Annotated in this window: 21 protein-coding genes; 3 read left to right on the forward strand and 18 right to left on the reverse strand. The window is 46.5% G+C overall.

Features of this window, described 5'->3' with window-relative positions; all coding sequences use genetic code 11:
* Positions 1-26: 26 nt before the first annotated feature.
* The 17 genes from thiF (B7990_RS02945) to B7990_RS03025 form a co-directional block, all read right to left on the reverse strand.
* The gene (gene thiF, locus B7990_RS02945) at positions 27-1,505 is read right to left on the reverse strand and encodes a thiazole biosynthesis adenylyltransferase ThiF (RefSeq protein WP_012820014.1); all 1,479 of its coding nucleotides are present in this window, start codon (positions 1,503-1,505) and stop codon (positions 27-29) included.
* Positions 1,506-1,709: 204 nt separating this feature from the next.
* Positions 1,710-2,117, reverse strand: coding sequence for a Mov34/MPN/PAD-1 family protein (locus B7990_RS02950; protein WP_088639541.1), 408 nt, complete (start codon positions 2,115-2,117; stop codon positions 1,710-1,712).
* Positions 2,118-2,196: 79 nt separating this feature from the next.
* Positions 2,197-2,607: a M67 family metallopeptidase gene (locus tag B7990_RS02955; RefSeq protein WP_088639542.1), complete on the reverse strand. Its 411-nt coding sequence runs from the start codon at positions 2,605-2,607 to the stop codon at positions 2,197-2,199.
* 208 nt (positions 2,608-2,815) lie between these two features.
* Positions 2,816-3,625: a thiazole biosynthesis adenylyltransferase ThiF gene (gene thiF / locus B7990_RS02960; RefSeq protein ID WP_073424443.1), complete on the reverse strand. Its 810-nt coding sequence runs from the start codon at positions 3,623-3,625 to the stop codon at positions 2,816-2,818.
* Positions 3,625-3,831 carry a sulfur carrier protein ThiS gene (gene thiS / locus B7990_RS02965; RefSeq protein WP_088639543.1) on the reverse strand — a complete coding sequence of 69 codons (207 nt, stop codon included), beginning with the start codon at positions 3,829-3,831 and terminating at the stop codon, positions 3,625-3,627. Before thiS ends, thiF (B7990_RS02960) begins: the two co-directional genes overlap by 1 nt.
* Positions 3,832-3,898: 67 nt before the next feature.
* On the reverse strand, positions 3,899-4,147 hold the full coding sequence (locus B7990_RS02970) for a sulfurtransferase TusA family protein (RefSeq protein ID WP_012820007.1): 249 nt from the start codon (positions 4,145-4,147) through the stop codon (positions 3,899-3,901).
* 252 nt (positions 4,148-4,399) lie between these two features.
* Positions 4,400-5,629, reverse strand: coding sequence for an O-acetylhomoserine aminocarboxypropyltransferase/cysteine synthase family protein (locus tag B7990_RS02975; protein WP_088639544.1), 1,230 nt, complete (start codon positions 5,627-5,629; stop codon positions 4,400-4,402).
* A gap of 118 nt (positions 5,630-5,747) precedes the next feature.
* Positions 5,748-6,806 carry a sulfate/molybdate ABC transporter ATP-binding protein gene (locus tag B7990_RS02980; RefSeq protein WP_088639545.1) on the reverse strand — a complete coding sequence of 353 codons (1,059 nt, stop codon included), beginning with the start codon at positions 6,804-6,806 and terminating at the stop codon, positions 5,748-5,750.
* A 141-nt stretch (positions 6,807-6,947) separates the two neighbouring features.
* Positions 6,948-7,766 carry a sulfate ABC transporter permease subunit CysW gene (gene cysW / locus B7990_RS02985; protein WP_088639546.1) on the reverse strand — a complete coding sequence of 273 codons (819 nt, stop codon included), beginning with the start codon at positions 7,764-7,766 and terminating at the stop codon, positions 6,948-6,950.
* The gene (gene cysT / locus B7990_RS02990; protein WP_088639547.1) at positions 7,766-8,599 is read right to left on the reverse strand and encodes a sulfate ABC transporter permease subunit CysT; all 834 of its coding nucleotides are present in this window, start codon (positions 8,597-8,599) and stop codon (positions 7,766-7,768) included. Before cysT ends, cysW begins: the two co-directional genes overlap by 1 nt.
* Before the next feature lie 157 nt (positions 8,600-8,756).
* The gene (locus tag B7990_RS02995) at positions 8,757-9,776 is read right to left on the reverse strand and encodes a sulfate ABC transporter substrate-binding protein (RefSeq protein WP_088639548.1); all 1,020 of its coding nucleotides are present in this window, start codon (positions 9,774-9,776) and stop codon (positions 8,757-8,759) included.
* A 118-nt stretch (positions 9,777-9,894) separates the two neighbouring features.
* Positions 9,895-10,914: a hypothetical protein gene (locus B7990_RS03000; RefSeq protein ID WP_088639549.1), complete on the reverse strand. Its 1,020-nt coding sequence runs from the start codon at positions 10,912-10,914 to the stop codon at positions 9,895-9,897.
* 243 nt (positions 10,915-11,157) lie between these two features.
* Positions 11,158-12,843, reverse strand: a complete 1,686-nt coding sequence (locus B7990_RS03005) for a sulfate adenylyltransferase subunit 1 (protein ID WP_088639550.1) — start codon at positions 12,841-12,843, stop codon at positions 11,158-11,160.
* Positions 12,843-13,742, reverse strand: a complete 900-nt coding sequence (gene cysD / locus B7990_RS03010; RefSeq protein ID WP_085490195.1) for a sulfate adenylyltransferase subunit CysD — start codon at positions 13,740-13,742, stop codon at positions 12,843-12,845. The genes B7990_RS03005 and cysD overlap by 1 nt, the downstream gene beginning before the upstream one ends.
* A gap of 10 nt (positions 13,743-13,752) precedes the next feature.
* Complete coding sequence (locus B7990_RS03015; protein ID WP_073424415.1) at positions 13,753-14,067, reverse strand: ferredoxin family protein; 315 nt, start codon at positions 14,065-14,067, stop codon at positions 13,753-13,755.
* Complete coding sequence (locus tag B7990_RS03020) at positions 14,051-15,811, reverse strand: adenylyl-sulfate reductase subunit alpha (RefSeq protein WP_088639551.1); 1,761 nt, start codon at positions 15,809-15,811, stop codon at positions 14,051-14,053. The genes B7990_RS03015 and B7990_RS03020 overlap by 17 nt, the downstream gene beginning before the upstream one ends.
* On the reverse strand, positions 15,811-16,671 hold the full coding sequence (locus B7990_RS03025) for a 4Fe-4S binding protein (protein WP_088639552.1): 861 nt from the start codon (positions 16,669-16,671) through the stop codon (positions 15,811-15,813). Before B7990_RS03025 ends, B7990_RS03020 begins: the two co-directional genes overlap by 1 nt.
* Before the next feature lie 217 nt (positions 16,672-16,888).
* On the opposite strand from B7990_RS03025, the gene B7990_RS03030 reads away from it, so the two are divergent.
* A complete protein-coding gene (locus B7990_RS03030; RefSeq protein ID WP_088639553.1) occupies positions 16,889-17,893 on the forward strand; it encodes a DsrE/DsrF/DrsH-like family protein in 1,005 nt (334 codons plus the stop codon).
* On the opposite strand, the gene B7990_RS03035 is transcribed toward B7990_RS03030, so the two are convergent.
* Positions 17,890-18,906, reverse strand: a complete 1,017-nt coding sequence (locus B7990_RS03035; protein WP_088639554.1) for a sulfate ABC transporter substrate-binding protein — start codon at positions 18,904-18,906, stop codon at positions 17,890-17,892. The two genes, B7990_RS03030 and B7990_RS03035, sit on opposite strands and share 4 nt — an antisense overlap.
* Positions 18,907-19,306: 400 nt before the next feature.
* On the opposite strand from B7990_RS03035, the gene B7990_RS03040 reads away from it, so the two are divergent.
* Together B7990_RS03040 and B7990_RS03045 are read left to right on the forward strand one after the other, a co-directional pair.
* Entirely contained in the window at positions 19,307-20,347 is a 1,041-nt protein-coding gene (locus tag B7990_RS03040) for a DNA cytosine methyltransferase (RefSeq protein WP_088639555.1), read from the forward strand.
* Positions 20,344-21,342: a BsuBI/PstI family type II restriction endonuclease gene (locus B7990_RS03045; protein WP_088639556.1), complete on the forward strand. Its 999-nt coding sequence runs from the start codon at positions 20,344-20,346 to the stop codon at positions 21,340-21,342. The genes B7990_RS03040 and B7990_RS03045 overlap by 4 nt, the downstream gene beginning before the upstream one ends.
* Positions 21,343-21,383 lie beyond the last annotated feature (41 nt).

Consider the following 21,383-nt stretch of genomic DNA (forward strand, 5'->3'; position numbering starts at 1 on the left):
AGCTTTTCCCTATTCAAAGCCCTACGTTATAGCCATGCACCTTCGTGCGAGAACATGATATCTTTCATCGCGTCGATACCGCCTTTTAGGTTGTACAAAGGACCGGTGTAACCCGCTTCGCGCAAGGTGTTGATGGCAAGTTCGCTACGCTTGCCTTGTTTACAAATGAAAATCGTATCCTTATTTGGATCGAGTTCCTTTTGTCTGCGAACGAGCTGTCCGATAGGAATCACGATGGCGTTCGGGAATCGCAAAATCGCACGTTCGTGCGGCTCGCGGACGTCAACAATTGTGATGTCGTCGCCGTTGTCGATGCGCTTGGCGAGTTCTTCGGGCGTGAATCCTTCCACAGGCGTTTCGTTTGTGGTCTTCAATCCGCAAAGGTCTTCGTAGTCGATATCTTCGACGTTTGTGATTGTCGGATTGTTACCGCAAATCGGGCAATGGCAATCGCGTTCGACCTTGAAAATTCTCGAAGATAAGTACAAACTATCCACGTGGAGAATTTTGCCGTTCAGGTGTTCACCGATTCCCAAGATGAGCTTGAGCGCTTCGTTTGCCTGGATGCTGCCGATGATTCCCGGGAGCGGGCTGATGGCGCCGCCTTCTGCGCAGGAGGGGATGAGCCCTGCCGGCGGAGGGGATGGGTATTGGCAACGCAAGCATGGACCGCCATCCAAGTTGAAAATGCCGACTTGGCCTTCGAACTGGTAAATCGCGCCGAACACAAGCGGAATGCCGTGCAGAGCGCAAGCGTCGTTGATCAGGTAGCGAGCCTTGTAGTTGTCCGTGCAGTCAATAACGAGATCGTAGCCTTCAATTTCGGCTTCGATGTTCGATGCGTCGAGCTGTTCCTTGACGGCTTCAAAGACGATATTCTTGTTGATGTTTTTGACTTTGTCCTTTGCTGAGGCGACCTTCGGACGCTTGACGTCGCGTGTGCCGTGCAATACCTGGCTTTGCAAGTTTTCGAGCGAGACTTCGTCGAAGTCGATGGCCTTGATGGTGCCAACGCCTGCGGCGGCGAGATACTGGATCACCGGAGAGCCGAGTGCGCCAACGCCAATGACGACGACTTTTGCGGCCTTGATGCGCTTTTGGCCCTTGACGCCGATGTCTTTGAGCATCAGGTGCTTGCCGAAGCGTTCAATTTCGCTATCGTCAAAAGCGACTTCCTTGCGTCTTTCGTCAGAAATCAAGCTTTCGACGTGTTTGCTTTGCGATTCTTCAATCGGTGCGCCGCCAGCAATCGCGGGCAAGAGCAAAATTTCGGAATCGTCTTCAAGAGTGGCGTCCCAGAGTGTATCGACGTTCAAATTCTTGCCGTTGAGGTAGATCTTGATGAAACTTCTGAGCTTGTTGTTTTCATCAAAAAGGACTTTTTCTCCTTCTGGATAAGTACTTATTAAATTGGCGAGAGCCTTTCTAACCGTGTTTTCGGGGACGCTGACTTGCGCGTTTTTCCCGAAGAAATTCCTAAGGGTTGCTGATATATAAATTCTCACTTTTTTCTCCGTACATTAAAAAGTGGTTGTTCCGTACAAATTTTCCCACAATAGTTGTAGGATTTTTTCGTGCTGAAATATAGAACGCAAATTGTAATTTGTCCAATACTTAATTTTTATGCGGACTTATTGATTTTTTCTATAACAGATGGCTGTTGGTCTGTGGTCAATAGTTTATGGTTATTAGTCATTGGTCAATAGTCATTAGTTATTGCTATTGAGGGGCGGCATCGCCTTCTTGTAGCTTTTCACATCCACGACTTCGCCGTTTTGTACTGACATGATGACGTATTCGAGGCCGGGGAGCATGTATTTTTCGTCTTCTTTGGAGAGAATGGCGGGGCAGTCGGGGTGCGAGTGGTAAACGCCGACAATTTCAAGACCGCGCGGATCAAGTTCTTGTTCCACGTGGTAAAGGTATAGTGGGTCTATTTTGAAGTGTACTGATTTTTGCCCTTGAAACTGGTTCTCGGCTTCGCGAATTTCGGTCACTTCGATTTCGCTCTGTTCGGACTTTTTACCCACCAAAATGCCACAGCATTCGTTCGGATATGCTTTTTTGGCTGCTAAAACCATTTGTTCGTAAATGTTTTTACTATATTTGGCCATCATTAAAATTTCCCCTATAAAAAAGCGCCCCCGGAATCGGAATTTCAGAAGGATCCCAGGGGCGCCGTTTGTACGGAGACCTTTACCCGATTACCAAGCCTTCGTTCGTGGCATTGTCGCCTTCGATATGGAACGAATTGAGCACCGGATTTTCACGATCCATCAGCGAAAGAATCAAGTAGCTAGCCTTGCTGTCGAAAGCGAGGCGCTTGTCTTCTTGCGACGGGCGCGACGGGGACTCGGGGTGGGAATGCCAGTTACCAAGCGGGGATAGGCCGTTTTGGCGCATATCCTTGATGGCGGCTAAGTGTTCCTTGGGGTCAAGCGAAAAGTGCTCATTGGAATGGTCTATGTTCGTGAGCAAATAAACCTTTTCAATGTGCTTGTCGCTCCCCTCAATTTTCCCAGCAATCAGGCCGCAAGCCTCTTCGGGGAGGTTCTTCTGGGCATGCTCCAGGATTTTTTGATAATTATCTTTTGAAATTGTAATCATTGAAATTCCTTTTTTTGTTGCTTGTCATTCCACTTCGTGGCTTGATTTTGCGGCTCAGCTATGCCAAAACTCAAGCGTTTTGGCGCAACATTCGCCTTTTTTGTCATTCCCGGCTCCGACCGTGAATCTCCTTCTTGTGTTGAAAGGGAGATGCCCGATTAAATCGGACATGACACTTCCTACCGTCTACTTCCTACTTCCGACTCGCTTAGTGCTTCATCTCACAGACGGCTTGTTCGTAGTCGATCAGATGGTCAATCGTCGGGTGGTCACCGCAGACTGCGCAATCCTTCGTGTTCGTCGGGAGCTTGATCTTGCGGAATTCCATCGTGAGCGCATTGTAGGTGAGCAAGTAGCCCGTGAGCAAATTGCCGACACCGAGAATGTACTTGACGGCTTCCATAGCCTGCAAACTACCGATAACACCGCCCATAGCGCCGATCACGCCTGCCTGCTTGCAAGTCGGCACGGCATCTTTTGGAGGGGGTTCCTTGAAGACGCAGCGGTAGCACGGACCTTGACCCGGAACGTACGTCATGAGCTGACCCTGGAAGCGGATAATGCCCGCGTGAGAGAACGGCTTCTTGGCCATGACGCATGCGTCGTTGATGAGGAACTTTGCCGGGAAATTGTCGGTTCCATCAATGATAAAATCGTAATCTTTGATGAGGTCCATGATGTTTTCGCTGGTGACGAACGTGTGGTACGTAATCACCTTGACATCTGGGTTCATCGCTTCCATCGTTTCCTTGGCGGACTGCACCTTGGGCTTGCCCACGTCCTTTGTCGCATGGATAATCTGGCGCTGCAAATTGGAAAGGTCAACGACGTCAGCATCGGCAATGCCGATAGTGCCAACGCCTGCGGCGGCGAGGTACATGGCGACAGGAGCACCGAGGCCACCTGCACCAATGACAAGCACCTTAGCATTCAAAAGCTTCTTCTGCCCCTTTGCACCCACTTCCTTGAGGATGATGTGGCGGGAATAGCGTTCGAGTTGTTCGTTAGTAAAAGCCATTACTGACCACCTCCCATGAAGTAGAGGAATTCGACGTTGTCGCCGTCTTTGAGGGCGGTGGTTGCGAAATTGTTGTTTTCAACAAATTCATCGTTTACGGAAACGGTCACGTACTGCGGCGTTTCAACCTTTTCTTGTTCAATGAGTTCTGCGACGGTGAGGCCGTCTTTAACTTCTTTCTTGTTTCCAGCTACGGTAATAATCATGTTTGAAATTCCTTATGGGTTGAAATTTTTTTGATTTTGTCATTCCCGCCTCCGAGCGGGAATCTCCTTAATCGCCTACTTTTTTAACGAACAGCGTAAAGGTCCCGTCCTGATTGTCGTTGAGCTTGAGGATTTCGTGACCTTCTTCCTTGAGGCTGCGCGGCACATTCTGCACCGGTTCGCCGTCGTTCAGGCGGATTGCGAGAATCTGACCTTCGTCAAGTTCTTCGATAGCGACTTTAGCCTTGACAAATGTAGTGGGGCATTTGACGTCGGTGACGTCGACGGTATCGTCTACTTTAATTTCTTCTGACATTTATTTATCTCCGTACTTTAATTTTGATGCTAAATATAGAATGCATTTTTTACTTTGTCCAATACTTAATTTTTATGCTGAGTTATTGAAATTTTCTATATGGTCGTTAGTTATTTGCTTTCTCGTCATTCTGAACGAAGTGAAGAATCCAGTTATTTTTAATCTATGCAATAGAAACTTTACTGGATTGGGCTAAAGAGTTGTCTTCGGGACATGTCCCTCAGAATGACTCTCTTTTTTCGAGCTGTCCTTCTACGAAATCTGCTTTATAGCTTGTTCGAAATCTTCCTTGAGATCGGCAATATCTTCAATACCTACGCTGATGCGGATGGAACCTTCGAACACGCCTGCGTTTTCTTTTTGCAGTTTGGTACTGTGCGTGAAAATTGTGCTATCCGGATGGATGACGAGCGTGCGCAAGTCGCCAATGTTCGTGGCAATCGTAGCGTATTTTAAGTTGTTAATGAGCTTGAAAGCCTTTTCCTTGGAGCCTGCGTCAATGGAAATGATGGCGCCGCCCTTGCCGCCGAACTGCTTTTGAACGAGATCGTAATAGGGATTGCCCTTCAATGCGGGGTAGTTGATTTTGATGATTTCGAAACCCTGCAAAAATTCAGCGAGCTGTAAAGCGTTATCGCAAAGGCGTTCCATGCGAAGCCCGAGCGTTTCTAGCCCGAGAGAATTGAGGAATGCGGTAGCGGGGGCGAGACAACAGCCTATGTTGCGCCAGACGCCGTTGCGGAGCTTCGCGAGGTAAGCGAACTTGCTAAAGCGCTTGTATTCTTCCAAGCCCTTGTATTTAGCGTAATCCCACTTGAACTTGCCGCTATCGACGATGATGCCGCTGATGGCACTGCCGTTTCCGTTGATGTACTTGGAAGAGGAGTGGACAACGATATCTGCGCCAAAATCAAAAGGATGAACAAGGTAAGGCGTTGCTGTCGTGCTATCGACAATCAGCGGGACACCTGCTTCGTGTGCGACATCTGCAACGCTTTGAATATCAACGACATTGAGTTTCGGATTGCCGATAAGTTCAGTAAAAACGGCCTTGGTCTTTTCGCTCAGTTGCGAGCGGACGCTTTCGGCGGTAACTTCTGTAACGTAACGGGTTTTAATGCCGAATGCTTCCAAATCGTGGAACAAGTCAATCGTGCCGCCAAACAATGCTGTACTTGCAATGACTTCGTCGCCGGATTGCAAAATGTTCAAGAGCGACATCGTTACGGCTGCCATGCCCGACGAGCAGGCTATGGCGCCAATGCCCTTTTCAAGAGATGCAATGCGCCTTTCGAAAGAATCTGTCGTGGGGTTTCCAATGCGCGTATATGCAAAACCCGGAGCCCTATTGTTAAAAACAGCTTCGAGTTTCTCTGCAGATTCTTGCGAAAATGCACTGACTTGATAAATAGGGGTAAGTGTAGAGCCGGTACTTCGTTCACTTTCAAAATTATGATGCAATAAAGTAGTATTAAAATCCATTAGTGTTCTCCGTACATAATCCTATAAATTTCGTAGGCAAATATAGAACGCAAATCTGTAATTGTCCAATACTAATTTTATATGGCTTTTTATAGGTGTTTTCTATAGGAAAATGGTTTTAAATCACGACAATTGGCTCGCGGATAGACTTGTTTTGCAACAGGTAAGCGCTTTCGCCAACGGTTGCAAAAATGCGGTAAATGAATACGTCCACCTTTTCGCCAACGCTTACGCTAGCTTCGTCAAAGCCGCGTCTTGCGGTGAGCAATTCTCCGTTCACAAGAACTGTAATCTCAATGCCTGAACCTCGGAATGCGATATCGGTGACGACACCCTCTTCGGCGGAATTCTTGTATTGCTGAACTTCAGTCTTTTTGGTGACCTTGACAAATTCAGGGCGTACAATCGCCTGTTCTACGCCTGCAATTTCATCAAAGCTATGGAACTTGCTGTAATCCTTGAAAATAGAGGGCTGCCCGAAGAATGAGGCAACGAACGCTGTTTTGGGCTTGTTATAGACATCTAGCGGCTTGCCTATTTGATCGATGCGGCCCTTGTTCATGATAATAATCTCGTCGGCGACTTCGATGGCTTCGTCTTGGTCGTGGGTGACGAAAATGCTTGTGACTCCGAGCTTTGCGATCATTTCCTTGAGCCAGTGGCGGAGTTCCTGGCGGACTTTTGCATCGATGGCGGCGAACGGTTCGTCAAGTAAAAGCAATTGTGGGTTGGGGGCAAGTGCGCGGGCGAATGCGACACGTTGACGCTGACCGCCTGAAAGCTGGCTTGGATAGCGGTTCTCAAGACCTTCGAGGCCAATCAGTTTGACTAGTTCTGCAACGCGTTCCTTGATTTCTTTTTCGGATTTCTTTAAAACGCGGAGGCCGAATGCAATATTTTCGAAAACGGTCATGTAGCGAAATAAGGCGTAGCTTTGGAATACGAATCCGATGCCGCGCTTGCTGGCAGGAACATTGTTGATGACCTTTCCGTCAATGATGATGTCACCGTTGTCGGGTGTTTCTAGCCCTGCAATCATGCGGAGAATTGTCGTTTTGCCAGAACCGCTCGGGCCCAAAAGGCCAATGAGTTTACCCTTTTCGATACCGAAGGAAACATCGTCGGAGGCCTTGAAATTTCCAAAATGTTTGTTGATGTGTTTTAGTTCTACGTACATATAATCTCCTGATTTATAATGCCTTCGGCTTTGCTGTCATGCCCAATTTAATTGGGCATCTCCTTTCTTCTTAACCATTTATTTTTGCGGGATAGGAGATTCCCGCTTTCGCGGGAATGACAAAAGACAAGTCCTATTCCTTTATTTTTTTTTACCTCGGTATTCTATTAAACTTCTTGCAATCAAGATGATGATGGCGAGCATCACGAGGATCGACGCTACGGCAAATGCGGGCACATATTGGAATTCGTTAAATAGAATTTCTACATGCAACGGAAGCGTGTTCGTCTTTCCGCGCAAATGACCCGAAATCACCGAAACTGCGCCGAATTCGCCCATCGCACGGGCTGCGCAAAGCACTACGCCGTACAAGAAAGCCCATTTGATGTGCGGAAATGTAATCTTGCTGAAAATCGTCCAGCCCTTTGCGCCCATCAATGCCGCCGCTTCTTCTTCGTCGTTTCCTCGTGCTTCCAAAACGGGAATCAGTTCTCGCGAAATAAAGGGGAATGTCACGAAAATGGTGGCGAGCACGATGCCCGGCACCGCAAATACAATCTTGATGTCCCAACTTTGCAATAGCGGATAAATCGGGCTTTGTCGACCAAATGTGAGCAAAAATATGAGGCCTGCGATAATTGGCGAAACGGTCACAGGCAAGTCAATCAGCGTCGTGAGAATCTTTTTGCCCTTAAACTGAAATTTGGTGATGGACCATGCGGCACTCAATCCAAATACCGTATTGATCAACACGGCGAGTAGCGTTGCTTCGAGCGTGAGCCAAATCGCTTTAACCGTGTAATCGTCGGCAACTGCTTTCGCGTAAACGGCTGCGCCTTGCTTGAATGCTTCGGTGATGACTGTTATGAGAGGGAGCAAAAGCATAAGCACTACGAAAATAATGCTGATGCTAATCAAGAACCATTTGGTAATTTTAGAAGAAGTTGTTTCTTTATTCATCAAGCTCCTCCCTTCAAAATTTTAGTGTTTCTAGTTTGAACTAAATTGACGAGGAAAAGCGTGACGAAAGAGGCGATGAGCATTACGAGTGCAATTGTCGTTGCGCTCGCGTAATCGTATTCCTGCAATTCAGACATGATGATTAGAGGTACAATTTCTGTTTCGAACGGCTTGTTGCCTGCGATAAAGACGACGCTTCCGTATTCACCGAGGCAGCGACCGAACGCAAGTCCAAATCCTGTCAATGCGGCGGGAATGATTTCCGGGAAGATAATCTTCCAGAAAATGCGGCTACGCGAGGCTCCGAGAACGCCTGCAGCTTCTTCGTAAGCGGGGTCTAGTTTTTCGAGCACCGGTTGCACTGCGCGTACGACAAACGGGATGCCGATGAATACGAGCGCAACCGTAATGCCGATTTGCGTAAATGCAATCTTTATGCCGAACTTCGCAAAGAATCCGCCAATGAGCCCTGTATCTGCTGTGAGGGCGGTCAATGCGATGCCTGCCACAGCTGTCGGGAGTGCAAACGGGAGTTCAATCATGCCATCAATCAAACGCTTGAGCGGGAATGTGTATTTTACAAGAACCCATGCAAGGACGATGCCCATGATGGCGTTGATTAATGATGCGACAAATGCTGTCACAAAGCTGACCTTGAAACTTGAAAGTACTCGATCACGCGTAATCGTTGCGATAATCTCGTCAAGACTCATCTGCGCCGAAAATACCACAAGCGATGCAAGCGGTATAAGCACAACTACGCTTAAAATGGCAAGCGTGATGCCTGTTGTAAGGCCAAAACCTGGTATAACACTTCTATTTGTTTTTTTCATATGTGAACTCAAATATAGAACGCGTTTTTGCGCCTGTCCAATACTTAATTTTTATTCAGTATTATCAAAAAATTTTATAATAGATAAAGTAATTTATAGTTGGAAAAATCCTCGCTCGTTAAGAGCGAGGATGGAGCTTTTGTTGTTTGGAGATGTGTTATTTCTTTTCGTAAATCTGGTCGAAGATTCCGCCGTTGGAGAAGTGTGTGCTTTGAGCCTTATCCCAACCGCCGAAGTAGCTGATGTCAATCAGGTTCACGTTCTGGTCAAATTCCTTGTACTGGTCAAGAATGGCCTTGTTGGACGGACGGTAGTGATTCTTTGCGGCAATGTGTTGGCCTTCATCAGAGTAGAGGTAGTTCAAGTATTCGGTAGCGAGTTCGCGGGTGCCGCGCTTGTCAACAACCTTGTCTACAATAGCGACAGACGGTTCAGCCAAAATGCTCACGCTGGGGATGACGATTTCGTAGTCCTTGGGGTAGTCCTTGAGCGAGAGGAATGCTTCGTTTTCCCAAGCGAGCAAAACGTCACCCTGGCCGTTTTCGATGAATGTCGTCGTAGAGCCGCGAGCGCCAGAAGCGAGCACGAGTACGTTCTTGTAGAGTTTCTTCACGAATTCCTTGACCTTGGCTTCGTTGCCGTTGTACTGCTTTTCGGCCCATGCCCAGGCGGCGAGGTAGTTCCAGCGAGCGCCACCAGAAGTTTTCGGGTTCGGAGTGATGACACCGATGCCGTCCTTGACAAGGTCGCCCCAGTCCTTGAGATTCTTCGGGTTGCCCTTGCGAACCAAGAATACGATGGTGGAGGTGTATGGAGAGCTGTTGAGCGGGAATTCCTTGACCCAACCCGGTTCAATGAGACCTGCATCGCGAACGGCATTCACGTCAAATTCGAGGGCGAGCGTGACAACGTCTGCTTCGAGGCCGTTTGCCACTTCCAAAGCCTGCTTGCCAGAACCGCCGTGAGACTGCGTGATTTCTACATCATTGCCGGTCTTCTTTTTCCAGTGTTCGGCAAAAGCCTTGTTGTAGTTGGCGTAGAGTTCACGAGTCGGGTCGTACGACACGTTGGTGAGTGTTTGCTTGCCGTGTTCGTGCTTTTCTTCAGAAGAAGAGCAGGCGGTGAAAGCGATGGAGAGAAGAGCGATGGATGCTATAGTAATTTTTTTGAAATTCATGTTTAGAACCTCTTTTTGTTTAAATGTTTTGATTAATGTTTTGAAAGAAACGCCCTCAGCGGAATGGATCAAAGAAGCTGTTATGCTGTGCTGAGGGCGCTCGGGGATGTGCTAAGTTTTATTTGAGCGATGCCGTGAATCGTGCGGCAAGAGCGACGTTGGATGCCTTCTTTTCGCTATAGACGTTCACCTGGATTTTAGAATAATCGTTGATTTTCTTGATGAAGCTTACTGTCCAAGCGATTCCATCGGCTCCTTCCTGCAACTCGTCGCGATTAGAGATGTATTCCAGTTCAGCGTATAGATTGCTCAAGAAACCTGCGGTCGGAATTTCCAAGCCGACGAAAAACGGAATGTATCGCGAATCCTGTGCATATTCAGATTTGATGGCGTTATTGGCTTTTAGGTTCTCGCCATCGCCGGTAGCGATGAATGCGACTTCACCGTAAAGGCCAAGATCCTTTTGAAAGTAGTAGCTTGCGCGACCTGCGACACGGTGCGTTAGCTGAGCTGTATGCTGGATCGGGTCAAGTGCGTTCACTCGATAGGCTGCACTCACCTTGGCTTCGCCAAATTTAAGCGCTTCTTCAAGGCGGACATAACCTGTGTTGAACTTGGCATCATAAGTGCCAAGCAATGCCTTGAATGTTGAAATTCCTTTTTCGTAACCGAACTCTACTGCATCATGCTGGTAATCGCGGGCGAGGAATCCACGCTTGTTGAGAGCTACATCGACATAAGTACCGAAGTTGCCGCCAACACTCCAGTCGGTACGGAAACGACCAAATTGAATATTGAACTTGCCGTATTCGGTACCCCACTTGTAGTTGGCATAGTAGGTATCTGCAGTAATCTTGTCGTAGTTCTTGTCTTCAATCGTATTGCCGAAAGCAGGACTGAAAATGCGCAAGTTAATTACGGCGCTGAGACGATCAGAGTCGTATTTTGCACCAAAGTTTGCTCGCAAGAAGGAGTTGTCGAGCGTGTTGTCGGCATCGTTGTCGTAAAGCGATTTGATGGCTTGTGCTTGGACGTTTCCTGTCAGCTTAAAAGTTTTTTCGTTAGCAGATTCTGCAGCAGAGCAAATGGATGATACCAGTGCTGTAGTAATCAAGATTTGGGATATTGTCTGGTTCATTCGTAGACTCCTTATTGTTGTTTTTGTTGTTGTATGTTTTATTTTTTTTGTGCGGCAAAATATAGAACGCGTTTTTCTGTTTGTCCAATACTAAATTTTTATGCTGAGTTATCGTTTTTTGTTATTATTGCAAATTAAAATTAATTTATTAGATAAATTTAATATAAAGTGAAAGTTGTGTAAAAAAGAAACGCCATTCCGAGGCGAAACCTGAGAATGGCGCTAGGTGTTGTATGTGAAAAGTTAATGCAATACGACTTTACGATATGTATTAAATGAAGCCCACTTGCGGAAGAATTCTTCACGGCCTGCGATACCTGCTTTTTCGTATTCGTTGAGCAGCTGCTTCACGTCTTCATCGGAATGGACCTTGATTTCAAAGCCGCGCCCGTTGATGACGGGAACGTTGCCGTAGCGGTATTCTTCTGCCGTGGTAATTTCTGCAATGCGCTTGCCGCGAACCTTGACGGCGACACTGTCGCGCAAGATGATGATGTCGAAATCGTCAGGGTAGTGGTAGCTTTCGCCTGAGGTGGGTATTTCGTCGCCTACAGTGTAGTGTTGCTTTACGGGTTGCTGTTTTACGACAGAGAGCGTTGATGTGTCGTAGAAAAATTCTTCAAAAATTTCTCCGCGACCATGGCGCTCGCCTTGCACGAATGCTGCCTTTTCGAGAGTTTGAAGTTGCTTTTCGTAGAGTCCTTCCACAACGCCACAGGCGGCTGTCGCGTGCGTTACGCGGTCAATGAGAATGAGCTCGCCAAGCGTTTTGTGCTTTTCAAAAAGATCAACGACAATGGCTTCGGCAAAAACAATTTCGCAGACGGCGATCCCGTTCTTGGAAATGCTTTCGGCTTCCAAGTGCGCTCCCGAATTTACGTCAATGGCGTAGTCAATTTTCGTGAGTGTTCCGGGAATAATCTTTGTCCCGATTTTGACGAGGTAGTCTTTGCCTAGCGAAAGTGGCTCGTCATCCATCCACAAGAGCGAAGCCTTGATTTTCTTGTAGCTACCGATGCTTGCATCTCTAGCGAGTACGCAACCTCTTGATACGTCAACTTCGCGATCAAGCGTGATCGTTACCGGTTCGCCAGCGTGGGCTTCTTCGACATTCTTGTTTGTGTAGAGAATGCTTTTGACGGATGCTTTTTCGTAACTCGGGAGTGATTTGATGACATCTCCGACTCGAACTGCTCCTGATTCAATCTGCCCCTGGAATCCGCGGAATGTACGGTCGGGACGGCTCACGCGCTGCACGGGCATGTAAAATCCCTTTTCTTGCGCAGAGCTTGATGTATCGACATTTTCAAGGTATTCAAGCAATGCGGGGCCTTGATACCATGCAATATTTTTCGATTTGATGGTGACGTTGTCGCCTTCCGTTGCCGAAAGCGGAATAACTTGGATGTTGCTCAAGGAATGGGTTTGTGCAAGTTCTGCAATTTGCACCTTGATTTTATTGAATACCTCTTCGCTGTAACCCACAAGATCCATCTTGTTCACGGCAAAGACGAAGTGGCGGATGCCCATCAGTCTGCAAATGCGGGCGTGTCTACGCGTCTGCACGAGAACACCCTGCGATGCATCTACGAGAATCACGGCGAGGTCGGCAAATGATGCACCTACCGCCATGTTGCGTGTGTATTCTTCATGCCCCGGTGTATCGGCAACAATAAAACTGCGATGGTCCGTTGTAAAATAGCGGTACGCGACATCTATGGTAATGCCTTGTTCGCGTTCAGCCATGAGACCGTCGAGCAAAAGCGAATAGTCAATCTTTCCGCTGCGGCTACCGACTTTACTATCCAATTCCAATGCTTTTTCTTGGTCGGTGTAAAGCAATTTGGAATCGTAAAGAATATGACCGATAAGGGTTGATTTTCCGTCGTCAACGCTACCGCAAGTAATAAACTTCAATAAACCTTTCATTAGAAATAGCCCTCCCTCTTGCGGCGTTCCATGCTGCCGGCGGCTTCGTTGTCAATCACGCGCGATGTTCTTTCCGAAGATACGGCGCTCAAAGTTTCGTCAATGATTTCGTCAAGCGTTGTAGCTGTTGATTCTATGCCGCCTGTAAGCGGGTAGCAACCGAGCGTACGGAATCGCACTGACTTGATTTCTGGCTTTTCGCCTTCACGCAAAGGGAATCGTTCGTCATCGACCATGATGATGTTGCCATCGCGTACAACGACTGGGCGTGGGGCTGCAAAGTAAAGCGGGACGATGTCAATATTTTCGCGCTTGATGTACTGCCAAATATCTTTTTCGGTCCAGTTCGAAATCGGGAAAACACGGATGCTTTCGCCCTTGTTGATTTTGGTGTTGTAAAGCTTCCACATTTCCGGACGCTGGTTTTTCGGGTCCCAAGCGTGTGCTGAATTGCGGAACGAAAAAATGCGTTCCTTGGCGCGGGACTTTTCTTCGTCGCGGCGACCTCCGCCAAATGCGGCTGTAAAACCGTACTTGTTCAGTGCCTGCTTTAATGCCTGCGTCTTCATGATGTCGGTATAGGCAGCACCGTGGTCAAATGGGTTGATGCCCTGTTTGACGCCATCCTGGTTGATATGCTCCAGCATTTCAATGCCGTATTTTTTTGCAATCCTATCGCGAAATTCAATCATTTCGCGGAATTTCCAGGTCGTATTGACGTGCAAAAACGGGAAAGGAGGCTTTTCGGGGTAGAAAGCCTTGATGGCTAAATGCAGCATGACAGAACTGTCCTTGCCAATGGAATAAAGCATCACCGGCTTTTCGCATTCAGCGGCGACTTCGCGGATGATGTAAATGGCTTCGGCTTCCAGCTCGTCGAGGTGTGAAAATTCGCTCACTGTGAAACTCCTAGTATTTATTTGATTCTTTAGGGTCAATGTCAATGGATTTGACGCTCCCGTCTGGGAATTCCACAATCCAGCGAATTAGACCGTTTACTTTTTCGGTATGTACCTTGCTTCCCTTGCCGCCAATGTCTTCACCGAGGAAAAATTGGATGGCGTGAACAGGGCATTCCTTGATGCACGATGTGCAACCCCAGCAATCTTTGGGGTATTTGATAAATGCTTTTTTGTCTTCATTTATCTTGATTAGCGTACCGGGGCATACGTCGTGGCATCTCCTGCAGCCGATACATTTGCTTTGATCAATGCTGATGCTCATAGTTCTTTTGCCCTTCTGCGGTAAGGTCGCGCAAGATGATTTTGATTTCGCCGTTTTCGAGGCGGGAATTCACGTACTTGCGGAAATGTTCGTTGTCCTTTTCGGGGTAGTCCAGGTTTTCTGCAAAACTATGCCAACGTGTTTCGTGACGTGCCTTGAGGTGGGCTATCACGCTCTTGCAAACTGTTAGACGTTCCTTGAGTTCGTAGATGTACATCACTTCTTGCAAATCGGCTGCGCTAAGCTTGTCTGTAAGGCTTTCAATTTCGTCAATTTTTTCTTTGGCAATATTGAGATGCTTTTCGCTGTAGCCATAGCCCGTCTTGATTCCGCCTGCATATTCGTCCATGGCTATTTGCATGGCTTCTTCAAGTTGTTCTGTAGTGTACAGCGAGTTTTTCTGCGATAAATATGTTTCGATTTCTGCGACATGTCGGGCGATTTCTGCTTCCTTGATGGTTGCTTTGGCGTCTACGTCTTCGCGAGGATCTGCATCTACGTCATTGCGAACCCCCTGTAAGGGGGTGCGGCAATCTACCGCATTGATATATTCCACCGCCGACTTTGCCGCAATTTCGCCTTCGGCAAGTGCGCCCGTCACATACTTTTGCGGACATCCGCCTGCAACATCGCCAGCTGCGTAAAGCCCTTCGATGGTTGTGGCGCGCTTAGTATCGACCCAGTAACCGCTAGCCGTGTGGCCGCCTACAATGTAAGGTTCAGTACCTTCAATTTCGACATTTGCTTTGGAGGGCGTTTCGTTTTCGAGCCAGCGAATTGTTTGCGAAGGAGCCATGTTCAGGTACGCCTTTAAAAGCGATTCTTCTTGTACGGCCGAAATTCCTTTTGTCCTCAAGTAGCAGGGACCTCGACCGGCTAAATTTTCAGCAACGGTTCCGTAAACGCGTTCGGAAGTTGAAATGCCGTATTTCGTTTCGTAAACTTCTCCGAGCGAATTCACCTGCTTTGCTCCAACGCCTTGCGCGAGAGTTCCCGTCGGGGCGATTGTGTCCTTGCAACGGAGCGCAATAAAACGCATCTCGAAAGTTGTCATCTCGGCACCGTGACGGATTCCCATGGCGTAGCCCGCACCCGTGTTGAATGGCGGATACCACATTTTGTGCCTTGAAAATCCTGGATTGTTCGGGCGGTAAAGCCCTGCTGCTCCGCCGGTAGCGATAATGACCGCTTTTGCTTCAATAGCATAAAACGTTCCGTTTTCAATGCCGAAACCGAAAGCTCCGTCAATGCGGTTGTCATGTACCGAAAAGTCGATGACATTCACATGATTTAGCACTTGCACAAATGGCAATTTTGCGACAGCGGCTGCAAGAATCGGCTTGATGTTTTCACCGTTAATCTTGATGTTGCGATTCCCGCGCGTGACGTATTTGCCGTCCTTGTCTTTTAAGATGACAAGTCCGAGCTTTTCCAAATGCGCTGTGACTTCATTGAACTTCTCGGAAATGGAATACAGGAGGTCTTCACGCACGATTCCATCGGCGTCTTTCTTTGCGTATTCCACGTAATCCTTTGGCGTACGGCCTTCGGTGATGTAAGCGTTCAGTGCGTTTACACCGGCTGCAAGGCAACCGCTTCGCTTGATGTTCGCCTTTTCGACGATGAGAATTTTCAAGTCTTGCGATTTGCCCGAATTCCGTGCTGCGGCTGTAATGGCTGCGTAACACCCAGCAGTCCCGCCACCGATGATTAGCAAGTCTGTTTTTATTTTTTCAATATTCATTACTTGTTATAAACTTCTCGTATTTTTTCTGCGAAAACATCATGACCGATACGGTCAATTGTGTACTTGAAACGTTCGCCACTCTTGGCGTTGTCCGCAAAGAACTGGATGGCGGCATCGCAAATATCCAAAAGTTTTTGTTTGTCTTCGATGAACGGAATAATGGTTTCGCCCTTGTTGATGCTGTTGCCGAAAAGTCCGCCAAACGATACGATGTATCCGTGTGTATCGCTCCAGGCGTCGGTGGGGCAGGACTTGTAGCAACGACCGCAGTAATTGCACTTTTCTTTGTCGAAAATGACTTTTTTGTCTTCGATTTTGATAGCGCCCCTGCGACAAACTTTTGCACAGAGCCCACAACCGATACACTTGTCTTGCAACCAATCCACCTTGATGGCGCCCTTGATGCCGACGTCGTTTTCTTCGGCTTTGAGGCAGTTGTTCTGACAACCCGTTACGCCGAATTTAAACTTGTGTGGAAGTTCGCGGGCAAAATAGCGGTCGTCCAGTTCCTTGGCGATGGCGTAGGTGTCAATGCATCCGCTTGGGCAGATGGCTTCGCCTTGGCATGCCGTCACCGTTCTCACGCGTGCGCCGCAAACGCCTGGTTCAACGCCACCTTCAGCGAGTGCGTTTTTTACATCGTCAACTTGATCCAGCTTAATAAATGGAATTTCAACGCTCTGTCTTGAGGTCAAGTGTACGTGACCGTCGCCGTATTTGTCAGCGACTTCCGCAATTTTTGCAAGCTGTGTTGCGGTAAGGTTTCCGCCGACCACGCGCAAACGAAGCGAGAAGTTGTTCTTCTGCTTCTGACGCATGAATCCGCCTTTCTTGAGTGTAGAATAATCTGCTGCCATAGAATGTCTCCCATTTTTTAGGGACAAAGATAGACTGTACTTTTATTTTTGTCCAATACTAAATAAATATAGTGTATGATAAGATTAATTTATTAGTAACATAAAATGAATTTGAATATTAAAAATTTTGATAACTGGTGATTGTATTTTTGTATTGGACACTGCTAAATATCAATTCTATAATTACAGTTGGAAATAGAAACAAAAAGGCTTATCCATGTCTGAAGTGAAGAATTTTTCTGCGAAAGATTTTTACAAGATTGATTTGAAAAACTCAACGTTGCTCGATGTTCGCGAACCAAGCGAAGTCCTTGTACGGCCTGTGAATGGCGCAATCCAGATTCCATTTTTTGAACTTTCAAAAAGAATAGATTCTATCCCCAAAGACAAGCCTGTTTACGTGTTCTGCACAACTGGAGACCGTTCTGAACAGGTTGCCGAAATTCTTGCCGATCGTGATTTTGACGTGTATAATGTCGAAGGCGGGCTTAACGCCGTACCTAAGGCTCATTTTGTAGATGCTAAAAATCTTAGCTGCCCAGGGCCGATCGTAAAGGTTGATGAGGTGGTGCGTGACGCTTTAGTCGGCGATGAAATCCAGGTCGAAGCGACTGAAAAAGCTTTTGCGCTCGATGTCAAAACTTGGTGCGAACGTACCGGAAATGAATTGAAATCGCTCAATGAAAAAGATGGCGTTATTTATGCGACCATCATCAAGCGAAATGCTCCCGTCGCTGAAAAACGGGAATTTGAACATGCGAAGACTTTTGTCGTTTTCAGTGGCGATTTAGATAAGGCGATTGCGTCGTTCATCATGGCAAATGGCGCTGCCGCAATGGGTCGCCCGGTGACAATGTTCTTTACGTTCTGGGGCGTAAGCCTTTTGCGTAGACCTGAAAAGGTTCGCGTCAAAAAATCGTTCATCGGTAAAATGTTCAGTTTGATGCTCCCGCGTGGTTCCAAAAAGCTTGGACTTTCTCGCATGAATTTTGGCGGTCTTGGCGCAAAGATGATTCGTGCGGTGATGAAACAGAACGGAGTCTCTTCACTCGAAGAACTGATTGAAAACGCAAGGCAAAAAGCCGTAAAGTTTGTCGCTTGCCAAATGTCGATGGAACTGATGGGAATCGCTCCCGAAGAACTGATTGACGGCGTAGAACTTGGCGGTGTCGCGACAATGCTTGGCTCCACCGAAAAATCGGACTTGACCTACTTTATTTAGCGAATTTGGTCGAAAATAGCTCCATCGGCAAAGTGCTTGGCTTGCGCCTTGTCCCAACCGCCAAAATGCTCAATCGTAATCAGGTTGACGTTCTGGTCAAATTCCTTGTACTCGTCAAGAATCGCCTTGTTTGTCGGACGGTAATGATGCTTTGCCGCAACAAGCTGCGCTTCATCGGAGTATAGATAATTCAGGTATTCCGTCGCTAGTTTACGTGTGTTGCGTTTGTCTACAATTTTGTCTACAATCGCGACAGAAGGCTCTGCCAAAACGCTCACACTCGGCATCACGATTTCATATTCCTTGGGGTAATCCTTGAGCGAAAGGAAAGCCTCATTTTCCCAAGAAAGCAACACGTCGCCCTTGCGTTCTTCAATGAACGTGTTTGTAGAACCGCGCGCACCCGAAGCGAGGTCAAGAACATTCTTGTAAAGCTTCTTCATGAAACCTTTGACTTGCTCCTCATCTCCGTTAAACTGTTTTTCTGCATAAGCCCAAGCCGCGAGATAATTCCAGCGCGCACCGCCCGAAGTTTTGGGATTTGGCGTGATGATGCCGATGCCGTCCTTGACGAGATCGTTCCAGTCCTTGATTTTCTTGGGATTCCCCTTGCGCACGAGAAACACTATCGTCGAAGTGTAAGGAGCGCTGTTGCGTGGAAATTCCTTGACCCAGCCGTTTTCAATAAGCCCAGCGTCACGGACAATGTTCACATCGTATTCCAGTGCGAGCGTGACCACATCTGCCTCAAGCCCGTTCACCACCTCAAGCGCCTGCTTGCCCGAACCGCCATGAAACTGCGTAATCTTCACATCTTTGCCGGTCGTCTCTTTCCAATGCTTCATGAAAATATGATTGTAATTGGAATAGAATTCACGCGTCGGATCGTAAGACACATTGACAAGCGAGTTGTTCTCAATCTCGGGAGCCTTTTCCGAACTGCAACCGAAAAAACAACCCGCGCCCGCCACCAGCGCCACTGCAAAAACTGTCTTGAAAAAATGCAGATTCATAGTGAAATTCCTTCTTATTGAGAATGATAGTAATATTTTTGCAATGTCACCCCGGACTTGTTCTCTTTGACCACTTATGCTTTAGCATTTATGTGGTCATGATCCGCGAATGGGGACGGGGTCGCCTATTTCAATATGAATTTATTTTATAATAAGGAAGGGGGAGGAATCCCCCTCGCTTCAGCCTTGCCCATTGCGTCATCCTGAGCGTTAGCGAAGGATCCAGTTAAGTTATAACACTGGGCAAGTCTTCCGCTACCTCCTCTGCGGGGCTCAGACGCCGCCCCGCAACGCCTGGCTAGCCCTGCCCAACCCGCCCTTTTTTGCATGATTTTTCTTAGTATGTCATTTTATGCCATTCTAAAAAATCTAAATTTTAAAGAGAAAAGGATGAAATTCTATGACTCCATATTCTCGACATATAGATAAAACTTTAGCAATCAAGATTACAGAAAAACCTGTAGTTTTAGATTTATTTGCTGGATGTGGTGGTCTTTCTCTGGGATTTGAATCTGCTGGGTTTGAGACTATTGGCTATGAAATGGTTGCGGAGGCGGCTGAAACATATAACAAGAATCTTAAAGGACGCTGCTTCTGCGAAAAACTTTCTCCAGGATTTATATATCCCCAAAACAAAAAAATAGATATTGTGATAGGCGGACCTCCGTGCCAACCTTTTAGTGTTTTTGGAAATCAACTTGGAATGAAAGATGTTCGAGATGGTTTTCCTATATTCATAGACGCTGTTAAACGAATAAAACCAAAAGTTTTTATGTTTGAAAACGTGCGAAACCTCGCTTTTTCGCATAAAGATTATTTGGAATTGATTTTGACAGAATTAAGAAATCTTGGATATATAATTTCTTATAAGGTGATGAACGCGTCTAGATTTGGTGTACCGCAGAATCGTGAAAGACTTATTGTTGTTGGACACAAGTCGCAATTTATTTTCCCGAAAGAATTACAGAAATCAGTAACTGTTGGAGATGCTCTTGGAGACATTATGGAAATGGTGACTGATGAAAAGATGATCTTGACACCTCGGCAAGATGAATATATTGCCGCATACGAAAAAAAATCCCATTGTGTTCGTCCTCGGGATTTGCACCCCGAGTTGCCGTCAAGAACCGTTACCTGTCGAAATTTGGCTGGTGCCACAAGCGATATGCTTCGCGTGAAATTGAAAGATGGACGTCGCAAACGGATTTCAGTTCGTGAAGCCGCGAGACTACAGTCGTTCCCGGATTGGTTTGATTTTGCTGGCAATGAAAGTCGGCAGTTTTATCAAATAGGAAATGCAGTTCCTCCAATGTTGGCTCATCATATAGCCTTAGCAATAAAAGAGACTTACTATAAGCCTTGTAAATCGTTGTCGGAAATACAGTCGATTAATGAAGCTGAATGTTATTCTTATGATTTGTTTGCGAGGGTGGGAACATGATAAAAAAGTTTACGGGTGAAAAATCTGATAAGCTGCAAAATCTTTACCAAGATATGCTCGTCATTTTGGAGTGTGTTGGAATTCCTACAGAAGATTTGACGGATAGGGCGAAAGAAAAAATGGTTGGGGCTTGCCTTGCTGTAGGAAATGTCAGAAATGAATTAAGTGAAATTTGTTGCTTGCCGAAAGAAAATGCATTGAAAACGCGTGATATCATTAATTTCGAAAACGAAAATTTTGGAGAACACATTTCTTCTGGTTCTTATGATGATATTCGCCGCAAGGATTTGTTGCGTCTAAAAGAAGCGAATGTAGTTTTGAGTTCTTCATCTTTTGATAAGCAGGCGACGAATGATCCTAGTCGTGGGTATATTTTGAATCCTCATTTTGTTGAGCTTGTTTGTCATTATGGAAAAAAATCTTGGGCTAACGCGTTGTCTGAATATCAGGTTCAAAATGACTCCTTGAAAGAGATGCTTGCTCGCAAGCGAAACCTTGAAAAAATACCCATAAAGTTGCCCAATGGTATAACATTGTCTCTTTCTGCCGGAGAACATAATGATTTGCAAAAAGCGATTGTAGAGCAGTTTTTGCCTTTATATGGTTTTGGTGCTGAAATTCTATATATTGGGGATACATCAGATAAATACCTTTTTGTTGAAAAAGAAAAATTGGAGCAAATTCATTTCTTTGAAATTGGACATGAGGAATTACCCGATGTAATTGCGTATAGTAGTCAAAAAAACTTATTGTATCTTATTGAGGCAGTACATAGTGCTGGTCCAATGAGCGAAATTCGAGTCAATAAGTTAAAAAATGCTTTGAAAGATAGCGGGTGTACTGCACACGTTGTTTTCTTTACGGCATTTCTCAACAAGAAAACGTTCCGCAAATGGTGTGAACAAATCGCTTGGGAAACAGAAGTTTGGATTGCTGAAAATCCAGAGCATTTAATTCATTTCAATGGACACAAATTCTTGGATTTGTATAAGTAAAAACATTAAAACTTTAGTTGCGTAATTGTAGGGATCTTTTC

The organism is Fibrobacter sp. UWB4 (genome assembly GCF_002210345.1).
GTDB lineage: Bacteria > Fibrobacterota > Fibrobacteria > Fibrobacterales > Fibrobacteraceae > Fibrobacter.

Excerpts from the sequence above, each read along its gene's own strand:
- B7990_RS03045 (WP_088639556.1), top strand. The coding sequence starts at position 20,344 with ATGATAAAAAAGTTTACGGGTGAAAAATCTGATAAGCTGCAAAATCTT.
- cysT (WP_088639547.1), bottom strand. The coding sequence starts at position 8,599 with ATGAAAAAAACAAATAGAAGTGTTATACCAGGTTTTGGCCTTACAACA.
- B7990_RS02955 (WP_088639542.1), bottom strand. The coding sequence starts at position 2,607 with ATGATTACAATTTCAAAAGATAATTATCAAAAAATCCTGGAGCATGCC.
- B7990_RS02995 (WP_088639548.1), bottom strand. The coding sequence starts at position 9,776 with ATGAATTTCAAAAAAATTACTATAGCATCCATCGCTCTTCTCTCCATC.
- B7990_RS03000 (WP_088639549.1), bottom strand. The coding sequence starts at position 10,914 with ATGAACCAGACAATATCCCAAATCTTGATTACTACAGCACTGGTATCA.
- cysW (WP_088639546.1), bottom strand. The coding sequence starts at position 7,766 with ATGAATAAAGAAACAACTTCTTCTAAAATTACCAAATGGTTCTTGATT.
- B7990_RS02980 (WP_088639545.1), bottom strand. The coding sequence starts at position 6,806 with ATGTACGTAGAACTAAAACACATCAACAAACATTTTGGAAATTTCAAG.
- B7990_RS03025 (WP_088639552.1), bottom strand. The coding sequence starts at position 16,671 with ATGGCAGCAGATTATTCTACACTCAAGAAAGGCGGATTCATGCGTCAG.
- B7990_RS03020 (WP_088639551.1), bottom strand. The coding sequence starts at position 15,811 with ATGAATATTGAAAAAATAAAAACAGACTTGCTAATCATCGGTGGCGGG.
- B7990_RS03035 (WP_088639554.1), bottom strand. The coding sequence starts at position 18,906 with ATGAATCTGCATTTTTTCAAGACAGTTTTTGCAGTGGCGCTGGTGGCG.
- B7990_RS03040 (WP_088639555.1), top strand. The coding sequence starts at position 19,307 with ATGACTCCATATTCTCGACATATAGATAAAACTTTAGCAATCAAGATT.
- thiF (WP_073424443.1), bottom strand. The coding sequence starts at position 3,625 with ATGGCTTTTACTAACGAACAACTCGAACGCTATTCCCGCCACATCATC.
- B7990_RS03015 (WP_073424415.1), bottom strand. The coding sequence starts at position 14,067 with ATGAGCATCAGCATTGATCAAAGCAAATGTATCGGCTGCAGGAGATGC.
- B7990_RS02970 (WP_012820007.1), bottom strand. The coding sequence starts at position 4,147 with ATGTCAGAAGAAATTAAAGTAGACGATACCGTCGACGTCACCGACGTC.
- thiS (WP_088639543.1), bottom strand. The coding sequence starts at position 3,831 with ATGATTATTACCGTAGCTGGAAACAAGAAAGAAGTTAAAGACGGCCTC.
- B7990_RS03030 (WP_088639553.1), top strand. The coding sequence starts at position 16,889 with ATGTCTGAAGTGAAGAATTTTTCTGCGAAAGATTTTTACAAGATTGAT.
- B7990_RS03005 (WP_088639550.1), bottom strand. The coding sequence starts at position 12,843 with ATGAAAGGTTTATTGAAGTTTATTACTTGCGGTAGCGTTGACGACGGA.
- B7990_RS02975 (WP_088639544.1), bottom strand. The coding sequence starts at position 5,629 with ATGGATTTTAATACTACTTTATTGCATCATAATTTTGAAAGTGAACGA.
- B7990_RS02950 (WP_088639541.1), bottom strand. The coding sequence starts at position 2,117 with ATGATGGCCAAATATAGTAAAAACATTTACGAACAAATGGTTTTAGCA.